10 protein-coding genes are annotated in these 17,042 nt (G+C 33.5%); 9 read left to right on the top strand and 1 reads right to left on the bottom strand.

The window, feature by feature from the left end; all coding sequences use genetic code 11:
* Positions 1-428: 428 nt before the first annotated feature.
* Both BOW55_RS18925 and BOW55_RS18920 read left to right on the top strand, forming a co-directional pair.
* Positions 429-3,632, top strand: coding sequence for a SusC/RagA family TonB-linked outer membrane protein (locus BOW55_RS18925; RefSeq protein WP_241686618.1), 3,204 nt, complete (start codon positions 429-431; stop codon positions 3,630-3,632).
* Positions 3,633-3,639: 7 nt separating this feature from the next.
* Positions 3,640-5,142, top strand: coding sequence for a SusD/RagB family nutrient-binding outer membrane lipoprotein (locus BOW55_RS18920; RefSeq protein WP_129025848.1), 1,503 nt, complete (start codon positions 3,640-3,642; stop codon positions 5,140-5,142).
* A gap of 173 nt (positions 5,143-5,315) precedes the next feature.
* Here the strand turns inward: BOW55_RS18920 and BOW55_RS18915 are convergent, their stop codons facing one another.
* A complete protein-coding gene (locus BOW55_RS18915) occupies positions 5,316-6,221 on the bottom strand; it encodes a DUF6607 family protein (protein ID WP_089055850.1) in 906 nt (301 codons plus the stop codon).
* A 104-nt stretch (positions 6,222-6,325) separates the two neighbouring features.
* Between BOW55_RS18915 and BOW55_RS18910 the strand changes: the two genes are divergently transcribed.
* The 7 genes from BOW55_RS18910 (at position 6,326) to BOW55_RS18880 (ending at position 17,016) form a co-directional block, all read left to right on the top strand.
* On the top strand, positions 6,326-8,440 hold the full coding sequence (locus BOW55_RS18910) for a TonB-dependent siderophore receptor (protein WP_129025846.1): 2,115 nt from the start codon (positions 6,326-6,328) through the stop codon (positions 8,438-8,440).
* Positions 8,441-8,457: 17 nt separating this feature from the next.
* Complete coding sequence (locus BOW55_RS18905; protein WP_129025844.1) at positions 8,458-9,549, top strand: HmuY family protein; 1,092 nt, start codon at positions 8,458-8,460, stop codon at positions 9,547-9,549.
* Between the two features lie 232 nt (positions 9,550-9,781).
* Complete coding sequence (locus BOW55_RS18900; protein WP_129025841.1) at positions 9,782-11,263, top strand: SGNH/GDSL hydrolase family protein; 1,482 nt, start codon at positions 9,782-9,784, stop codon at positions 11,261-11,263.
* 82 nt (positions 11,264-11,345) lie between these two features.
* On the top strand, positions 11,346-12,677 hold the full coding sequence (locus BOW55_RS18895) for a GDSL-type esterase/lipase family protein (protein WP_241686617.1): 1,332 nt from the start codon (positions 11,346-11,348) through the stop codon (positions 12,675-12,677).
* A 1-nt stretch (position 12,678) separates the two neighbouring features.
* Positions 12,679-14,358, top strand: a complete 1,680-nt coding sequence (locus tag BOW55_RS18890) for an MBOAT family protein (protein ID WP_129025837.1) — start codon at positions 12,679-12,681, stop codon at positions 14,356-14,358.
* Between the two features lie 291 nt (positions 14,359-14,649).
* Complete coding sequence (ffh, locus tag BOW55_RS18885; RefSeq protein ID WP_012022351.1) at positions 14,650-16,002, top strand: signal recognition particle protein; 1,353 nt, start codon at positions 14,650-14,652, stop codon at positions 16,000-16,002.
* Positions 16,003-16,128: 126 nt separating this feature from the next.
* On the top strand, positions 16,129-17,016 hold the full coding sequence (locus tag BOW55_RS18880) for a bifunctional 5,10-methylenetetrahydrofolate dehydrogenase/5,10-methenyltetrahydrofolate cyclohydrolase (protein WP_129025835.1): 888 nt from the start codon (positions 16,129-16,131) through the stop codon (positions 17,014-17,016).
* The last annotated feature ends 26 nt before the right edge of the window (positions 17,017-17,042 follow it).

Raw genomic sequence — 17,042 nt, 5'->3', positions numbered from 1 at the left:
GTAGGTTTTGTTGGTTAAGAGAATGTTTTGAGTTTATATAGATTTATAAATAATTGACATCTTTAAAAATATCTTCCTTAATCTTTTGTTTTTAACTATTTTGAATTAGTAAGCTTTTAGTGAAAATAAAAAAAGGATAGTTAACCGTCTAAACTTTATTTAGACGGTTTTTTTTATGTTTTATATAAAAAATTTCTTTTTTGAAAAAATTCTTTAAAAAATGGTTTTAACGCAAATGTTTTGCGTTTTTGCTCCTTCTAGCTTCCTGATTGTTGTTTTTTGTAAGTTTTATTCTTTATTTTAACAGTTATGTATCATCAAAAGAAGTATTTGTACTACATTTAATGTTGTTAAAAAACATCTATTTCTTGTTAAAATTATTTTAATTTTTTAAGTTCGACGTTAATTAATTAAAAAAATAAAGAATGATGAAACAAAAGTTAAAAGTATTAGTGATGCTTTTTTTTGTTCTTGGGATGCATTTAGTAGCAGCGCAAGAGAAAAAAATTACAGGAACAGTTTCTGACAATGCAGGCATACCTTTGCCGGGAGTCAGCGTATTAGTTAAAGGAACTAAGCTGGGAACTCAAACAGATTTTGATGGAAAGTACACAATTAAAGCCAACACAAATCAGATTCTAGTTTTTAGTTACGTAGGGATGAAAACACAGGAAGTACTTGCGAATTCCTCTTTGATTAATGTAAAGTTAACAGATAATGCTACAGAGCTTGAAGGAGTAGTGGTAACTACCGCAATGGGCGTTAAACGAGAAAAAAAATCTTTGGGTTATGCAACACAACAAATTTCTGGGAAAGATTTAGACGGTGGTGCAGGAAATGCAAATGTGGCTAATTTATTATCAGGAAAAGCTGCAGGTGTCGAGGTTTCTAGAAACACAAACTTTGGAGGTTCAACAAACGTAGTAATTCGTGGGAATAAATCTCTAACAGGAAATAACCAGGCTCTTTGGGTTATTGATGGTGTGCCAGTAGATAATTCAAATTCGAATACAACGACTCAGACTTCTGGACGTGGAGGATATGATTATGGTAATAATGTTTCTGATATCAATCAGGAAGACATTGAGAGTATAAATATTCTGAAGGGCGCAGCGGCAACAGCTTTGTATGGATCTAGAGCAGCTAATGGAGTTGTTATGGTTACAACAAAAAAAGGAAAGAAAGAAGACAAGAAAGTTGGATTTACTTTTTCAAGCAGTTTTACCGTAGGGACAGTTGACAAATCGACGTTTCCTAAATATCAAACTAAATATGGATCTGGATATGGAATTGGAAGTTCCTTTCTTGATGCCGAAAGCCCTATTCCTACCGTAGATACATCTAATGATGCTTCTTATGGAGATGCTTTTACTGGACAACCTGTTTATCAATGGGATGCCTTTACTCCATATTCAAAAAATTATGGACAGGCGACTCCTTGGAGCGCAGCCAAAAATGGGCCAGTAACTTTTTTTAAAACGGCTCAGACAAATGTAAATAGCTTATCCCTTGAAAAAGCAACCGAAAGATCTAGTCTTTCATTGTCTTATGTAAATACACTACAATCGGGGATTTTACCCAACAGTGAATTAAAAAAGAATCAGTTAAGCGCTAGATTTAGTCAAAAAGTTACAGATAAATTAACCGCAAACGCGTATGCCGCCGTTACGCTGCAAAGTACTGTGGGTAGAAACTCTACTGGTTATAATGATAATATTTTGGGGAATTTTAGACAATGGTGGCAGACCAATACTGATCTAAAAGAGCTGCAAAATGTTTATAAAGCTTCTGGCGGACAAAATGTTACTTGGAATTGGGCAGATCCAACTTCGGCAGAAGGTTTAGTGCCAGCTTATTGGGACAACCCTTATTTTACCCGTTATCAAAATTATTCTTCAGATAATAGAACGCGTTTGTTTAGTTACGCATCTCTAGATTATAAAATTACAGATTGGTTAAGTGCTTTAGGTCGTGTATCTCTAGATACTTATAAAGAACTTCAAGAAGAAAGAAGAGCTGTTGGCTCTATTGCCTCAGGTTTTGGATTATCTCCTGTTGATGAAACTTCAGGTTATCAGAGATTTGATAACAATTTTCAGGAAATTAATTACGACTTCATGTTGAATTTCAATAAAAAATTTGCGGAACATTTTAGTTTGACAGGAATATTAGGTGCGAACGTAAGAAGAAATGACAAAGAAAGTGTGCTTTCATCTACAATTGGAGGTTTAGTGACACCTGGAATATATGCATTATCAAATTCAAGATATGCATTGCCTTTTCCTACTGAAGCAAAATATACGAAACAAGTAAACGGTATTTATGCTCAGGCCTCTTTAGGTTACAAAGACACCTATTTTTTGGATGCTTCTGTTAGACGTGATGAGTCTTCAACACTTCCTAATGGAAATAATTCGTATGTATATCCTGCAGTTTCAGGATCTATTTTATTTTCCAATTTAATGAAAGCAGAATGGTTGAATTTAGGGAAGTTTAGAATGAATTATGCAGAAGTAGGTAATGATGCAGATGCATTGCAACTAACAAATACTTATACAAGAAGTTCTAATTTTAATAATGAACCAATGTATACTTTACCTAATCTTAATAAAAATCCTAATCTAAAGCCTGAAAGAACAAAATCTTTCGAAGTTGGTTTAGAAACAAGCATGCTTAATAGACGTTTAGGATTTGATGTTACTTATTATAAAACAAACTCTGTAGATCAAATTGTATCTGCAGCAGTATCTTCTGCATCAGGATTTACAAATGCTTGGGTAAATGGTGGTGATATAGAGAATAAAGGGTTAGAAATTCAAATTATGGGAACTCCTATTAAAACAAAAGATTTTAGTTGGGATATTATTGTGAATTGGTCTAACAACAGAAGTAAAGTTGTTTCATTGCCAGGAGGGATTGAGAATTTGCAATTAGCATCTTTTCAAGGAGGTGTTACAACCAATGCAACTCTTAATGAAGCTTATGGAAGTATAAAAGGTACAGATTATGTTTATACAAACGGTCAGCCTACAATAGATCAAAAAACAGGGAAATATATGATCACTACTACATCTGATAATACAATTGGAAACATTACTCCCGATTGGATAGGTGGTGTAAGAAATAAGTTTACCTACAAAAACGTCTCTCTTGGTTTCTTAATCGATACTCAAAAGGGAGGTGATATCTTTTCTTTAGATATGTACTACGGACTAGCTACAGGTTTGTATAAAGAAACTGCTGTGGGGACTATTCGTGAAACAGGTGTTTTAAACGCAGGAGTTGCTCCTGATGGGACTCCAAATAAAGTGGTGTCGCAAAATCCTGGAACTTACTCTAATAACTACGGCTATTTAGCAGAACCAGCGAAAGCATTTGTTTATGATGCGTCCTATATAAAATTGAGAGAGGTTTCTATTTCCTATAACTTTCCTAAAAGCATGTTTCAAGGAACATTTGTAAACTCTGCTACATTTAGTTTGTTAGGTTCTAATTTATGGATAATAAGTAAAAATCTGCCTTATGCAGATCCTGAGAGTGGTTTGTCTTCTGGAAATAACTCAAGAGGTTATTCTGTTGGTTCACTGCCTACAACAAGAGACATTGGATTTAACTTAACATTTAAATTTTAATAATATCATGAAAAAAATAATTTATTTTTTAAGTGTTTTAGCACTTACAAGTTCTTGTAGTGATTTGACGGACTTGAATACAGATAAAAAAAATCCTTCAGAGGTGCCCGCTGCTTCACTTTTTACTAGTGCTCAAAAAGGTATTGCAGAACAAGTTGTTAATACTAGTGTAAATAAAAACATATTTAGACTAGTGAATCAGCAATGGACAGAGACTACTTATATTGATGAATCAGTTTATCAATGGACAACCAGAAATATTTCAGGAAATCATTGGAATGCTTATTTATCTGGAACAACAACAAATGATGGATCTTTAAGTGATTTAGTCATGGCAAGATTAGCAGTAGAAAATGAATTTATCTTAGCTTCTGATCCTGATTTTGCAGCAAAGACTGCAACAAAAAAGAACCAACTTGCTTTAATTGATATTTTGACAGTTTATTCTTGTCAGATTTTAGTAGATACTTTTGGAGACATGCCATACACAGATGCGTTAAAAGGTTCAGGAAATTATCTTCCAAAATATGACAAAGCTGTTGATATTTATAAAGATTTGATTGTACGTCTTGATAACGATATTGCCAATATTGAGACAGGATATGCTGCATTTGGAAATGCAGATGTTATTTACAGAGATAATTTAGCCTCTTGGATAAAATTTGCAAATAGTGTTAAACTGAAACTAGGGATAAATCTTAAAGCTTCAGGCTTGGAGGATGCTATTGCAAATGCCGCTATTATTTCTGCGTCAAAAGATGTATTTGTATCTAATGCTGATAATGCGAAAATAGCTTACGAGAAAAATGTACCAAATACTAACCCGCTTTTTGTAGATTTAGTTTTTGGAGGCAGACACGATTTTGTGCCCGCTAAACCATTTGTAGATGCATTAGTAGCTAAGAACGACCCTAGAACAAAAGCTTATTTTGCTCAAAACTTACAAGACGAAGATGGAAATCCGTTGCCATATAAAGGAGGAGTGATTGGAGTTAAAAATAGTTTTGGAAAATTTACACATATCAGTGATTTAATCCAAGCACCTGATTTTAAAGGAACATATTTGGATTATGCAGAAGTTGAGTTTTTATTAGCAGAAGCAGTAGAAAGGGGTATTGCTGTTGATGGCAGTGCAGAATCTCATTACAATAATGCGATCAAAGCTTCAATGCAAGATTGGGGAATGTCAACAGCTGCAGCCGATGCTTACTTAGCACAGCCAACAGTAGCGTATAGTACTGCTGCAGGGACTTGGCAGCAAAAAATTGGAGAGCAAGCTTGGTATGCTATGTACAATAGAGGTTTTGAAGGATGGACATTTACAAGAAGGTTAAATTTCCCTGCCCTTACGCCGCCGCCAAATGCTGATGCAGCTGCAAATGGACAAATTCCGTCAAGAATGGCTTACCCAATTCGAGAACAGACTTTAAATGCTACAAATTATAATGCTGCTGCTGCCGCAATTGGGGGAGATAAATTGTCTACAAAATTATTTTGGGATATAGATTAAATTGTTTTAATCATTAATTAGTCGTGTTTCTAACCATTTTAGATTGACTGTTTTTTAATGAAAAAAAATACAGATAAAGGGTCTAGGTTAATAGTTTAGACAAATTTTACTTCAAAGTAAAAAGCCGATAGTCCTAAAACTATCGGCTTTTTTACAACTAACACAAACATTTTTTATTTTACGAACTTGTTGATGATTGCATCACTCTCAGCTTTTGTTGCGTTTGGTTTTAAGTCAAACAAAAGTGAGTAAAGTGCTTTTCTGTCAACTTTAGCTTCTAAGTTTAAATCTTGATGTCTGTCGAATAAAGTTTGCCACTTATCACGAACATTTTTCCAAAGTGCATTGTTTGCAACCCACCATTTTTGACCAGCGATACATTTAATATCTGGTACTTTTGTGTAAACATCAAATCCTTTTTCCTGAGCTAACAAAACATCTTTTCCGCTGTCATCTCTAACCAATTTGTCATTATCTTGCTCATGATTCCAGCCAGTTGCCGTGATTTCATGAATGTTTCTTCTTTTTAAAACATTGTAATCATTTCGGTGAGTTTGCTCTCTTCTTGGTAATGGTGCATCAGCAACGTTTGCCCAATAATCTTTTCCGTCAACATGTACCCAAGTTGATGATCCTTCGTATCTCGGGCTGTCATCTACTTGATATACTTTTTGAGTCCATTGTCCTTTTACGGCTTTTTTATCTAACTTTTTATACTTCCAAGAAGTTCCTTTATCAAATGAATATAAGTCTGTGTTTTCGTAAAGCCAATCTTGTCTCCAGTGTTTAATAATCATATCATCACTTACAATTAATAAGTGCTGCATCACAATTTTGTTAGGAGTGTCTTCTAGCAATTCTACCCATTCTAAAGCAGATTCATGCTTAGTTTGTGAAGGTTTGTATGTTGCTGAATCTTTAGCATATTGAAAAGTTTCTGCAAAATTAAATTTCACTTCATAACAACCGCACATCGATTTGATCGATTTAATGTCTTGCTGTTTTTTTGCGTCCTGACTGAAACCAAGGCTGCATGTCAAAGCCATAATGGCTGAAAAGTAGAGGCTTTTTGAAATCATAACTTATTGTTTTGTTTTTAAATTTTTGCAAATATATAAATTTTATTTAGAACAATTAAAAATAGTTATATATTTGCATCGATTATTAAGACTGAATAAAAATAATGAAACTAAAATTGATCCTTTTTGCAGCATTGCCCTTTTGTCAAATTTCTTTTGCACAGCAAAAAGATACTATTGCCTCACGAGAAAAACTTTCTGAAGTTGTTGTTACCGGGCAGTTTGAGCCACAATCAATTAAGAAATCGGTGTTTAATGTTCGTGTGATTTCAAATCAGGATATACAAAATTTAGCAGCAAATAATTTGGCTGATGTTTTAAATCAATATTTAAATATTACAGTAAGACCAAGTGGAACAAGCGGTCGATCTACAGTTTCTTTATTTGGATTAGACGCACAGTATTTTAAAATTTTGATAGATAATGTTCCGTTAGTTAATGAGGCAGGTTTAGGAAATAATGTTGATTTATCGCAAATCAATTTAAATGATGTTGATCATATTGAAATTGTTGAAGGTTCAATGGGAGTTACCTATGGAGCTAATGCTGTAAGTGGTGTTTTAAATATTATAACCAAAAAATCTTCGAAATATAAATGGGGAATTACAGCATCAGTTCAAGAAGAAACGGTTAGTGATGAATATTCTCTTTTTAAGGAAGGACGCCACGTACAGGCTTTAAAAGTATCTCATACATTTAATAAAAATTGGTATTTTTCATTAGGTGCCAATCGAAATGATTTTCAAGGATATTTGAGCGATAAAAATGGAATTGATTATAGTGAAAATGATGGTACAAGAGGATATAGATGGCTTCCAAAAGACCAGTTAAACGGTTCAGCAGTAATCGCATACCATAAAGATAATTTTCGATTTTTCTACAAATTCGAGTATTTGGATGAAAATGTAGATTATTATAATAGTACAGTACAATCTGGGTATAATTCTACTTTAGGTTCGTATCGTTATGCAGATGACAAACGATATTTAACAAATCGTTATTTTCATAACTTAAATGCGACAGGTAAACTGTTTTCACAATTGAATTACAATGTTTCGCTTTCCCATCAAAAACAAGCACGAGATGTAGAAGATTTTAGATATTACTTATCTACTAAAACAGAAGCAAATAATGTTACGGTCAAAGATCAGTCGATGGAAGTGCTTTATTCTACAGGAACGTTGAATAACTTTTTTTCAGACAAAAAAGTTGATCTGCAAATTGGATATGAGTTTGTTAATAATCGCGGTTATTCCCTTGTTCAAGAAGCAAATAATATTATGTCGCCTGTTCGAAAAACACTTGAAAACTACGATTTTTTTGCTTCTTCAGAAATCATGGCAACGCAGCGATTTTCTATTAGACCAGGAATACGATTTTCTGCACAATCTCAATTTGATAATCAATATGCTTCATCTCTTGGTTTGAGATATTTGTTTGATAAAGGAGTTGAACTTCGAGGTTCTTATGGAAGCTCATTTAGAACACCGACTTTCGAAGAGTTATATTCAAAACAAATCTTTGACGGGCATTTTTTTACTGGAAACGAAAATCTTATTCCAGAAACAAGTATGTCTTATGAAGCTAGTCTTAAAAAAACAACTGTTTTTTCGTCAGGAATTCAACTTTCAAACACGTTTGCAGGAAGTTATTTAGATGTTGATGATAGAATCGATATGGCTTTGGTAAGATTCAATCCTGACACAGGTAATCCAGAATACGAATACGTTAATATCAGTAAATACAGAATGTGGAATTTTTCGACAATGAATCAATTTAAAAAAGGCAATCTATCTTTTAATTTTGGTGCAGCGATTGTTGGAATTTCTCAAGAGATAAAAAATCAAGAATTTACATCAGACGATAAGTTTCTTTATTCCTTTAATTTAAATGCAAGTGCATCGTATATAATTCCGAAATGGAAAACTATAATTTCTGGTTATTATAAATACAATGGCAGAACACAGCAGTTTGTAGAAGGTTCGTCATCTTATCTTTTATCTACAATCGACCCAAGCAATTGGCTTGATGCTTCAATTCGACAAAATTTCTTTAAAGATCAATTTGAAGTCACTTTAGGAGCAAGAAATATTCTTAATGTCACCAATGTAATACAATCAGGTACAAATCAAAATGCGGTTCATGCTTCACCAGGAGAAGTAATGCTGGCATACGGCCGTTCCTATTTTTTAAAATTAGCATATAACCTTAATCTTTAATATAAATACAGAATACAATGAAAAAACTTTTATTTTTATCAATAGCCCTATTGTCGCTGGCAGCATGTTCAAGTGATGATGATAGTACTCCAGTTGAAGTTCCAACGGTAGGAGAAACGTTGAAAGAATCAGTAGGTGGAGCAAATCAGCCCAATCAAGTTTATCTTGATTTAAGTACTGCAGAATCTAAATCTGTAAATAGAGGAGCTTGGGATTTTGGATTTTCTACAGGTACAGATTTTAGAGTAATCCTTAATGGATCAATTAGAATGGCTGTTAAAAAATTAGAGACATCTGATATTACAGTAGCACAAGAAATCGATATAAAAGTTTTAGCAGGAGGAGGAGAAACTCAAGCTTCAAACGGATATGTTGATAATCCTACAGGGGTTTTGGCAGGTGCTGGAGCAGGTATCGGAACAGCAATTGCAGAAATTTCTGCTACAGATGCAGATAATAAAGTTTATTTGGTAAATCTTGGATATGCAGTAGGAACTGCAAAAGCAAATCCTGGTAATGTTGCAGTTGATGGAGATCCTAGAGGATGGAAGAAAGTTAGAATCTTAAGAAGCGGTAATGGGTATAAAATTCAGTATGCTGATTTAGCTTCAAAAACGTTTACAGAAAAAACAGTTTCTAAAGATGCCGATTTTAATTTCACATTTTTTAGTTTAACTTCAGGAAATACGGTTTCAGTTGAACCTGCAAAAGCGAAATGGGACTTAAACTTTACTGTGTTTACAAATTATTTAAACATGGGACCTGGTGGTGAAGTTACTTACGCATATTCAGATTTTATTACTTCAAATTCAAAAGGAGGAACGCAAGTTTACCAAGTTTTAGTTTCTGCAGGAGGATCTTACGCTGATTTTACAAAGGCAAAAGTTGTAGAAGATAGTTTTAAACCTTCTGTTACTGATCAAAGAATGATTGGAGCTAACTGGAGAAATGGCGGAGGACAAAATGGTTCATTACCAAGTATTAGAACAGATCGTTTTTATGTAGTTAAAGATGCAGCAGGAAACTATTATAAAGTTAAATTCCTTACCATGACAAATGATGCAGGAGAAAGAGGGAATGTTGTTTTAGAATACGCTATCTTGAAATAATACAGTACTAAAAACATTAAAAATTCAGTTAATCATTAGCTTTGTTTTTTTATTTTTTTTTGATAAAGAGGTTAGATTTTTCTAGCCTCTTTTTTTTGTTTTCTTTATTGTTAAAATGAGCAAAAAATGAACGATTTAATTCTATCTTTGCGCATTATTTTTTTCAAACAGAATTAACAGGAATTTTGATAATTAATTCTTGAAATCCTACCTTTCAAATTATAATTAGTAAGTGAATACAAAATCATATTTCTTTCAGTCTTTTGCAATCGTAGCATTAGCGTTTGTAGCTTTCATTGGATTTAAGCAAATCTTGCCAGATAAGATTTTTTCTGACAGTAAAGTAGATTCAAAAAATGTACTAATCGACAGTCTGCTTTTAGAGTCTGTAGCAAAAGATTCCTCGTCTTTAGAAAGTGACAGCATTGCAGAAAGCGAACGTAAATTGGGTCAGGAAAAAATTGTATATGATGCATCTGAAGGAATTGAGTTTCCATCAGAAACATTTGATAACTATAAAGGATATCAATACCTGATTTCTTTTTATGAAAAATTATATCAGCTGGAACAGAATCCGCAAAGTAGAGTAAGAATTGCTTATTATGGTGATTCGATGACAGACGGGGATTTAATTGTACAAGACGTTCGAACAAATTATCAAGATCGATTTGGCGGAAACGGAGTAGGTTTTGTGCCTATAACATCAGAATCTGCAGCTTCACGCGGATCAGTAAAATCGACTTATTCTAAAAACTGGAAAACCCAATCCTATTTAAATGTAAAAAGACCAACAAGTCCTTTTGGTGTAAACGGACACGTGTTTTTTGCAAATGACAAATCAAACACAACTTGGGTTCAATACGAAGCCGGACTTCCAAAACATACAAAAACCTTAGATAATCCAACCTTATTTTACGGAAGATCTTCTAAAAAAGGAAATGTAAACTTTATAATCGGAAAAGATACACTTCGAAAAACGCTGGCTCCAGGTAATCTAGTAAACAGTTTAAAAGTGACTTCAGGAAGTATAAAAGCATTTAAAGCAAATTTTATTCATGCCGATTCAATTCCAATTTATGGATTTAATTTTGACAATGGCAGCGGTGTTCATGTTGATAATTTCTCTCAAAGAGGAAATTCAGGACTTCCAATTTCGATGTTTGATGCCAATGTAATGAAGGCTTTTAATAACAGTTTAAAATACGATTTGATTATTCTTCATTATGGAACCAACGTATTGAATTATGGAACTAAAAATTATTTTTGGTACGAAAAGGGAATGACAAAAACCGTTAACAAAATAAAAGAATCATTTCCAGGAGTTTCAATTTTAATTGTTTCAACAGCAGATAAATCGACTAAATATGATTTAGAAATGAAAACAGATTCAGCCGTTGTTCCTTTAATGAAAGCTCAAAAAAGATATGCATTAGAAACAGAATCTGGATTTGTTAATTTGTATACCTTAATGGGAGGTGATGGTTCGATGGTAAAATGGGTTGACGAAGCTCCAGCAAAAGCCAATAAAGATTATACACACTTTAATCAAAGAGGTGCAAAAGCAATTGGTAATTTGTTGTACAATCAACTAAATAAAGGTTACGAACAATATAAAGTTTTACGTGAAAAACGCGAATCAGGGGTTACAACTAGAACAAGTAAAAAGCCAAAAACAGATTCCGTATCTGTAAAAATAGACAGCGTAAATGAATAGACTAATTATTTTCTTTTGTTGTCTTTTTTTCTCAACAAACGATAAAACTCCGAAGATAGATTCACTTTCAATAACAAAAAATATGATTCATAAGATTGATACAGCAGTAATTGAGCCTATTTCAGGTAATCAAATTTATAATGCAGTTGTATTAGAGTCATTTTTTAAGAAAGTAAAGGATAATGAAAGCAATAATAATCATAAAATAAATATTGCCCACATTGGAGATTCTCATATTCAGAGTGATTTAATGACCAATGAAATCAGGAAAAATCTCCAGCAAAAGTTTGGAAATGCTGGGCGAGGTTTAGTTTTTCCTTATCAATTGGCAAAAACAAATGGTTCTTACAACGAACGTTTTTATTCAAACAGAGCATGGGAAAGCTATCGCAATATTCATCCTTTTAAAAATTGTCCCGTTGGTTTAAGCGGAATTGCACTTTGGAGAGATAATGACGGTTTTGCTGTTGAATTGAATATTAAAGATGCTGCTTATAAATTTAATTCCATTTATATTATAACACCTCAAAATCAGGATATGTTTAATTTGGCGACATCAACCCAAACAAAAACAATTCAGACAACAGAGCGAAAAGTCATAACACATAAAATAAAAAAAGGAGAAGCAATTTCGACGATTGCAGATAAATACAATGTGTCGATTGCCGAAATAAAAAGAGACAATCACTTAAAATCTAATAATATTCGTGCCGGAAGAGTATTAAAAATTTCAACCAATGAAACTAAACCAAAGAATATTGTAAGTTCAGAATTTGTCACTTTAGATCTAGAATCAGATTCGTTTTCTCATACCTACCATTCAGACAAACCGTTGGATAAGATTTATCTGCTTCCCAACAAAAATGCAGAAAAATATGAGCTTAACGGAATTGTTCTAGAAAAAGATGCTCCAGGGATTATTTATAGTGGAATAGGTGTAAATGGTGCAAAATTTTCAGATTATAATAAATATCCTTTGTTTTTTGAGCAGTTAAAATCATTGCATCCAGATTTGTTGGTTCTTTCGCTGGGAACAAACGAAAGTTATGATCATATGGAAAGTGCTGCCTATATAGAAGAATTACGTGATTTTATAAAAAAAGTAAAAGAACATAATAGTACTGTTTCTATAATAGTTACAACTCCGCCGCCTTCGCTGCTCAAAGCGAGAAGACCAAATGTTTATATTAGAGATTATGCAAAAAGTATTCTTGAAATTGCAAAAACAGATGGTTTTGCAGTTTGGGATTTATATGGTGAACTTGGCGGAATGGACGGAATTCGAAATCTGAAAACTACTGGATTAATTGGACCAGATTGGGTTCATTATTCCAAAAAAGGATATGAAAAACAAGGCAGCTTGTTTACAGAGGCATTTTTAAAAGCATACGAAAATTTTAAATTAAAGAATTAAATTGATAACAATAGACAGCATTAATGATTGGTTCATAGGTCATTTTGGTGCAATTACAATAGAACAAGTAAAAAGCTGGTTTATCTATAATCCAGACGAAAAACTATTATTTAATACGGGATTATTCTTAGGATTATTTCTGGTTTTTTATTTTGTGTATGGCTTTTTGCGCAAAACATTTTATTTAAGATTAACCTACGTTATTCTCTTCTCGCTTTTCTTTTATTATAAGTCAAGCGGAATTTACTTTTTACTGTTGCTGCTCTCTTCAGTTGTAGATTATGGGTTAAGCCAAATTATCTATAATGAAACAAAAGACAGTCGAAAAAAACTATATCTGGTTATAAGTGTAATTCTAAATTTAGGATTACTCGGATATTTCAAGTATACCAACTTTATGATTGCGACTTACAATGATATGTTCAATGGGAATTTTAAGTTCCATGATATATTTCTTCCAGTCGGAATTTCATTTTATACTTTTCAATCGATGAGTTATATTATTGAAATTTATCGAGAAGAAATTAAGCCTACAAAAAATTACATCGAATATTTGTTTTTCGTTTCCTTTTTCCCGCAATTAGTTGCCGGGCCAATTGTGCGTGCCAAAGATTTTCTTCCTCAGATTTATCAAAAATTAAATCTAACAAAAGAAGATGTCAACAACGCTTTGTTTTTGATTATTGGAGGATTAATTAAGAAAACAGTAATTTCAAATTACATTTCAGTAAATTTTGTCGACCGTGTTTTTGATACACCAATGAGTTATACTTCATTCGAAAACTTAATGGCATCCTACGGTTACGCTATTCAAATTTATTGTGATTTCTCTGGATATTCAGATATGGCAATAGGAATCGCTTTATTACTCGGATTCAAATTACCAGCCAACTTTAGAACACCCTATAAATCTACATCGATTACAGATTTCTGGAGAAGATGGCATATTTCGCTTTCAACTTGGCTAAAAGATTTCTTGTACATTTCTATAGGTGGAAATAGAGAAGGATCATTTGCAGGATATTTATTCCCGAGTTTATTCTTTTTTGGATTGCTGTTGTGGGGAATAACAAGTTACAGCACTAGTGTAATTCCGTTAGTAATTGCATTTGGTTCAATTGCACTTTTTTGCTTGTCTTTTTTACTTTCAAGCAAACGCCGACAAACTTTAGTAACCAATCTGAATTTGTTTACAACAATGCTTTTAGGAGGATTGTGGCATGGAGCAGGAGCGCAATTTATTGTTTGGGGAGCATTACACGGTTTAGCATTAGCCGTTCATAAAATTTTTATGGAATTTTTCCCATCCAAAAAAGAAGGTTCAAATTTCTTGTGGAGATTCTTTTCAATCGTAATTACATTTCATTTTGTAGTTTTCTGCTGGATCTTTTTCCGTGCAAGAGATTTCGAAACCGCTTTGCAGGTAATTAATAATATCGGTCAGTTAACTTTCGAACCAGAACATTGGCAGGCAATAATTTTAGGGTATAAAAATGTATTTTTATTAATGCTGTTTGGATATGTTTGGCATTTCTTGCCGGAAGTAATAACAGATAAAATGAAATTTGTTTTTGACAAAACACCATTATTATTAAAAGCAGTAATTCTAGGTTTCGTTTACTGGATTGTTTATGCAACAGCGGTAGCCGGTTCACAGCCGTTTATTTACTTCCAGTTTTAATTTTAAAGGTTCATAGCTGTAAAGGTACAAAGGCGCAAAGGTTTTATTCTTTGCGCCTTTTTTGTTTCTCGCAGATTTAGCAGATATAGCTGATTTTTTTGTTTACTCTAAAAAGTAATCTGTCCAATCTGCGAGAGTGAAAAAATAATTTTCGCAATTAGGGAAATTTAGTGTAATTCGTGGCGAAAAAACTTTGCGCCTTCGTGTCTTTGCGGCAAAAAATGCGTATAAATAAAAATTGCCTGAAATAGCTATTTAGATTATCTTTGCACTTCAAATAAAGAAAATAGTATGTTTGATAATTTAAGTGATAAGTTAGATAAAGCGTTCCATATATTAAAAGGACACGGTAAAATTACAGAAGTAAACGTTGCCGATACCTTAAAAGAAGTTCGTCGTGCCTTACTTGATGCCGATGTTAACTTTAAAATTGCCAAAGATTTTACAACCAAAGTAAAAGAAAAAGCAATTGGTCAGGACGTTTTAACAACGCTTCAGCCAGGACAATTATTGGTGAAGCTGGTAAAAGATGAGCTGACAGAATTAATGGGAGGTGATGTTGCCGGAGTTAATTTATCTGGAAATCCAAGCGTTATTTTAATGTCTGGACTTCAAGGTTCTGGTAAAACTACTTTCTCAGGAAAATTAGCGAACTTCTTAAAAACAAAGAAAAATAAAAAACCACTTCTTGTAGCCTGTGATATCTACCGTCCAGCGGCGATCAATCAGTTGCATGTTGTTGGAGATCAAATAGGTGTTGAGGTTTACTCAGAACCAGAAAACAAAAATCCTGTGGAAATTGCTCAAAATGCAATTAAACATGCAAAAGCAAATGGTTTCAACGTAGTTATTGTCGATACAGCCGGGCGTTTAGCAGTTGATCAGGAAATGATGGATGAAATTGCACGTGTTCACAAAGCAATTCAACCACAAGAAACATTGTTCGTTGTAGACTCTATGACAGGACAAGATGCTGTAAATACAGCAAAAGCCTTCAACGATATCTTAAATTTTGATGGAGTTATCTTAACGAAATTAGATGGTGATACTCGTGGTGGAGCTGCAATCTCGATTAAATCGGTTGTAAACAAACCAATCAAATTTGTGGGTACAGGCGAGAAGATGGAAGCAATTGATGTTTTCTATCCAGATCGTATGGCTGAGCGTATTCTTGGTATGGGTGACGTTGTGTCGCTTGTAGAAAGAGCTCAAGAACAATTTGACGAAGAAGAAGCAAGAAAACTTCAAAAGAAAATCGCTAAAAACGAATTCGGTTTTGATGATTTCCTAACGCAGATTCAACAAGTAAAGAAAATGGGTAATATGAAAGACTTGGTTGGAATGATACCAGGAGCTTCAAAAGCCATGAAAGACGTAGAGATCGAAGATGATGCTTTCAAACATATCGAAGCAATCATTCATTCGATGACGCCAGGAGAAAGAAGCAAACCAGCCATAATCGACGTAAAAAGAAAAGCCAGAATCGCAAAAGGTTCTGGAACTAAAGTCGAGCAGGTAAATCAGTTGATGAAGCAGTTCGACCAAATGAGCAAGATGATGAAAATGATGCAAGGTCCAGGCGGAAAAAATCTGATGAAAATGATGGGAGGCATGAAAGGAATGCCAGGAGGAATGCCGAGATAATAAAATTAAAAGTTTCAAGTTTCAGGTTTCAAGTTAGAGACTGAAATTTGAAACTTTTTTAATTACATAAATATTTAAGTTTCGCAAATAATGTGAAACATGAAACTTTAAACTTGAAACAACAAAATGCAACTACTAGACGGTAAAAAAACATCTAACGACATTAAAAACGAAATTGCAGCCGAAGTTCAATCTATAAAAGCAGCAGGAGGAAAAGTACCTCATTTAGCAGCAGTTTTGGTTGGAAACAACGGAGCAAGTTTAACTTACGTAGGAAGTAAAGTAAAATCATGTCAGGAAATCGGATTTGATTCAACTTTAGTGAGTCTGGCGGAAACAATTACCGAAGAGGAATTGTTAGCTAAAATTAAAGAGTTAAACGAAGATGACAATTTAGACGGATACATCGTTCAGTTACCGTTACCAAAACACATCGATGAGCAAAAAATCTTATTAGCGATCGATCCTGATAAAGATGTAGATGGATTTCACCCAACAAATTTTGGTAGAATGGCGCTTGAAATGGAAAGTTTTATTCCAGCAACACCATTCGGAATTATGGAATTGCTTGAGCGTTACAAAGTAGAAACTGCAGGAAAGCATACCGTTGTAATTGGAAGAAGCCACATCGTTGGACGCCCAATGAGTATCTTGATGAGCCGTAAAGGAAATCCAGGAGATTCAACCGTTACCTTAACTCACAGTCGTACTAAAGACTTAGCCGAATTCACTAAAAATGCCGATATTATTATTACAGCTTTGGGAGTTCCTGAATTTTTAAAAGCCGATATGGTAAAAGAAGGAGTAACGGTTATCGACGTTGGAATTACGCGTGTAGACGATGCATCACACCCAAAAGGATATGTTATTAAAGGTGACGTAGATTTTGACGGAGTAAGCAAAAAAGCAGCATTCATTACCCCAGTTCCAGGTGGAGTAGGACCAATGACAATCGCAATGTTGTTAAAAAATACACTTTTAGCACGCAAAATGCGAAGTGCAAAAAACAAATAAAATTGCCTAAAAATATAAAAAAAGCC

Origin of the sequence: Flavobacterium sp. YO12 (assembly GCF_004119495.1) — a bacterium.
In the GTDB taxonomy this organism is placed as follows: Bacteria; Bacteroidota; Bacteroidia; order Flavobacteriales; family Flavobacteriaceae; genus Flavobacterium.
Note: the sequence above shows the minus strand (reverse complement) of the source record. Positions and strands in the feature narration are given on the sequence as shown.

Coding starts and splice junctions, on each gene's coding strand:
- BOW55_RS18925 (WP_241686618.1), top strand. CDS start 429: ATGAAACAAAAGTTAAAAGTATTAGTGATGCTTTTTTTTGTTCTTGGG.
- BOW55_RS18920 (WP_129025848.1), top strand. CDS start 3,640: ATGAAAAAAATAATTTATTTTTTAAGTGTTTTAGCACTTACAAGTTCT.
- BOW55_RS18915 (WP_089055850.1), bottom strand. CDS start 6,221: ATGATTTCAAAAAGCCTCTACTTTTCAGCCATTATGGCTTTGACATGC.
- BOW55_RS18910 (WP_129025846.1), top strand. CDS start 6,326: ATGAAACTAAAATTGATCCTTTTTGCAGCATTGCCCTTTTGTCAAATT.
- BOW55_RS18905 (WP_129025844.1), top strand. CDS start 8,458: ATGAAAAAACTTTTATTTTTATCAATAGCCCTATTGTCGCTGGCAGCA.
- BOW55_RS18895 (WP_241686617.1), top strand. CDS start 11,346: ATGATTCATAAGATTGATACAGCAGTAATTGAGCCTATTTCAGGTAAT.
- ffh (WP_012022351.1), top strand. CDS start 14,650: ATGTTTGATAATTTAAGTGATAAGTTAGATAAAGCGTTCCATATATTA.
- BOW55_RS18880 (WP_129025835.1), top strand. CDS start 16,129: ATGCAACTACTAGACGGTAAAAAAACATCTAACGACATTAAAAACGAA.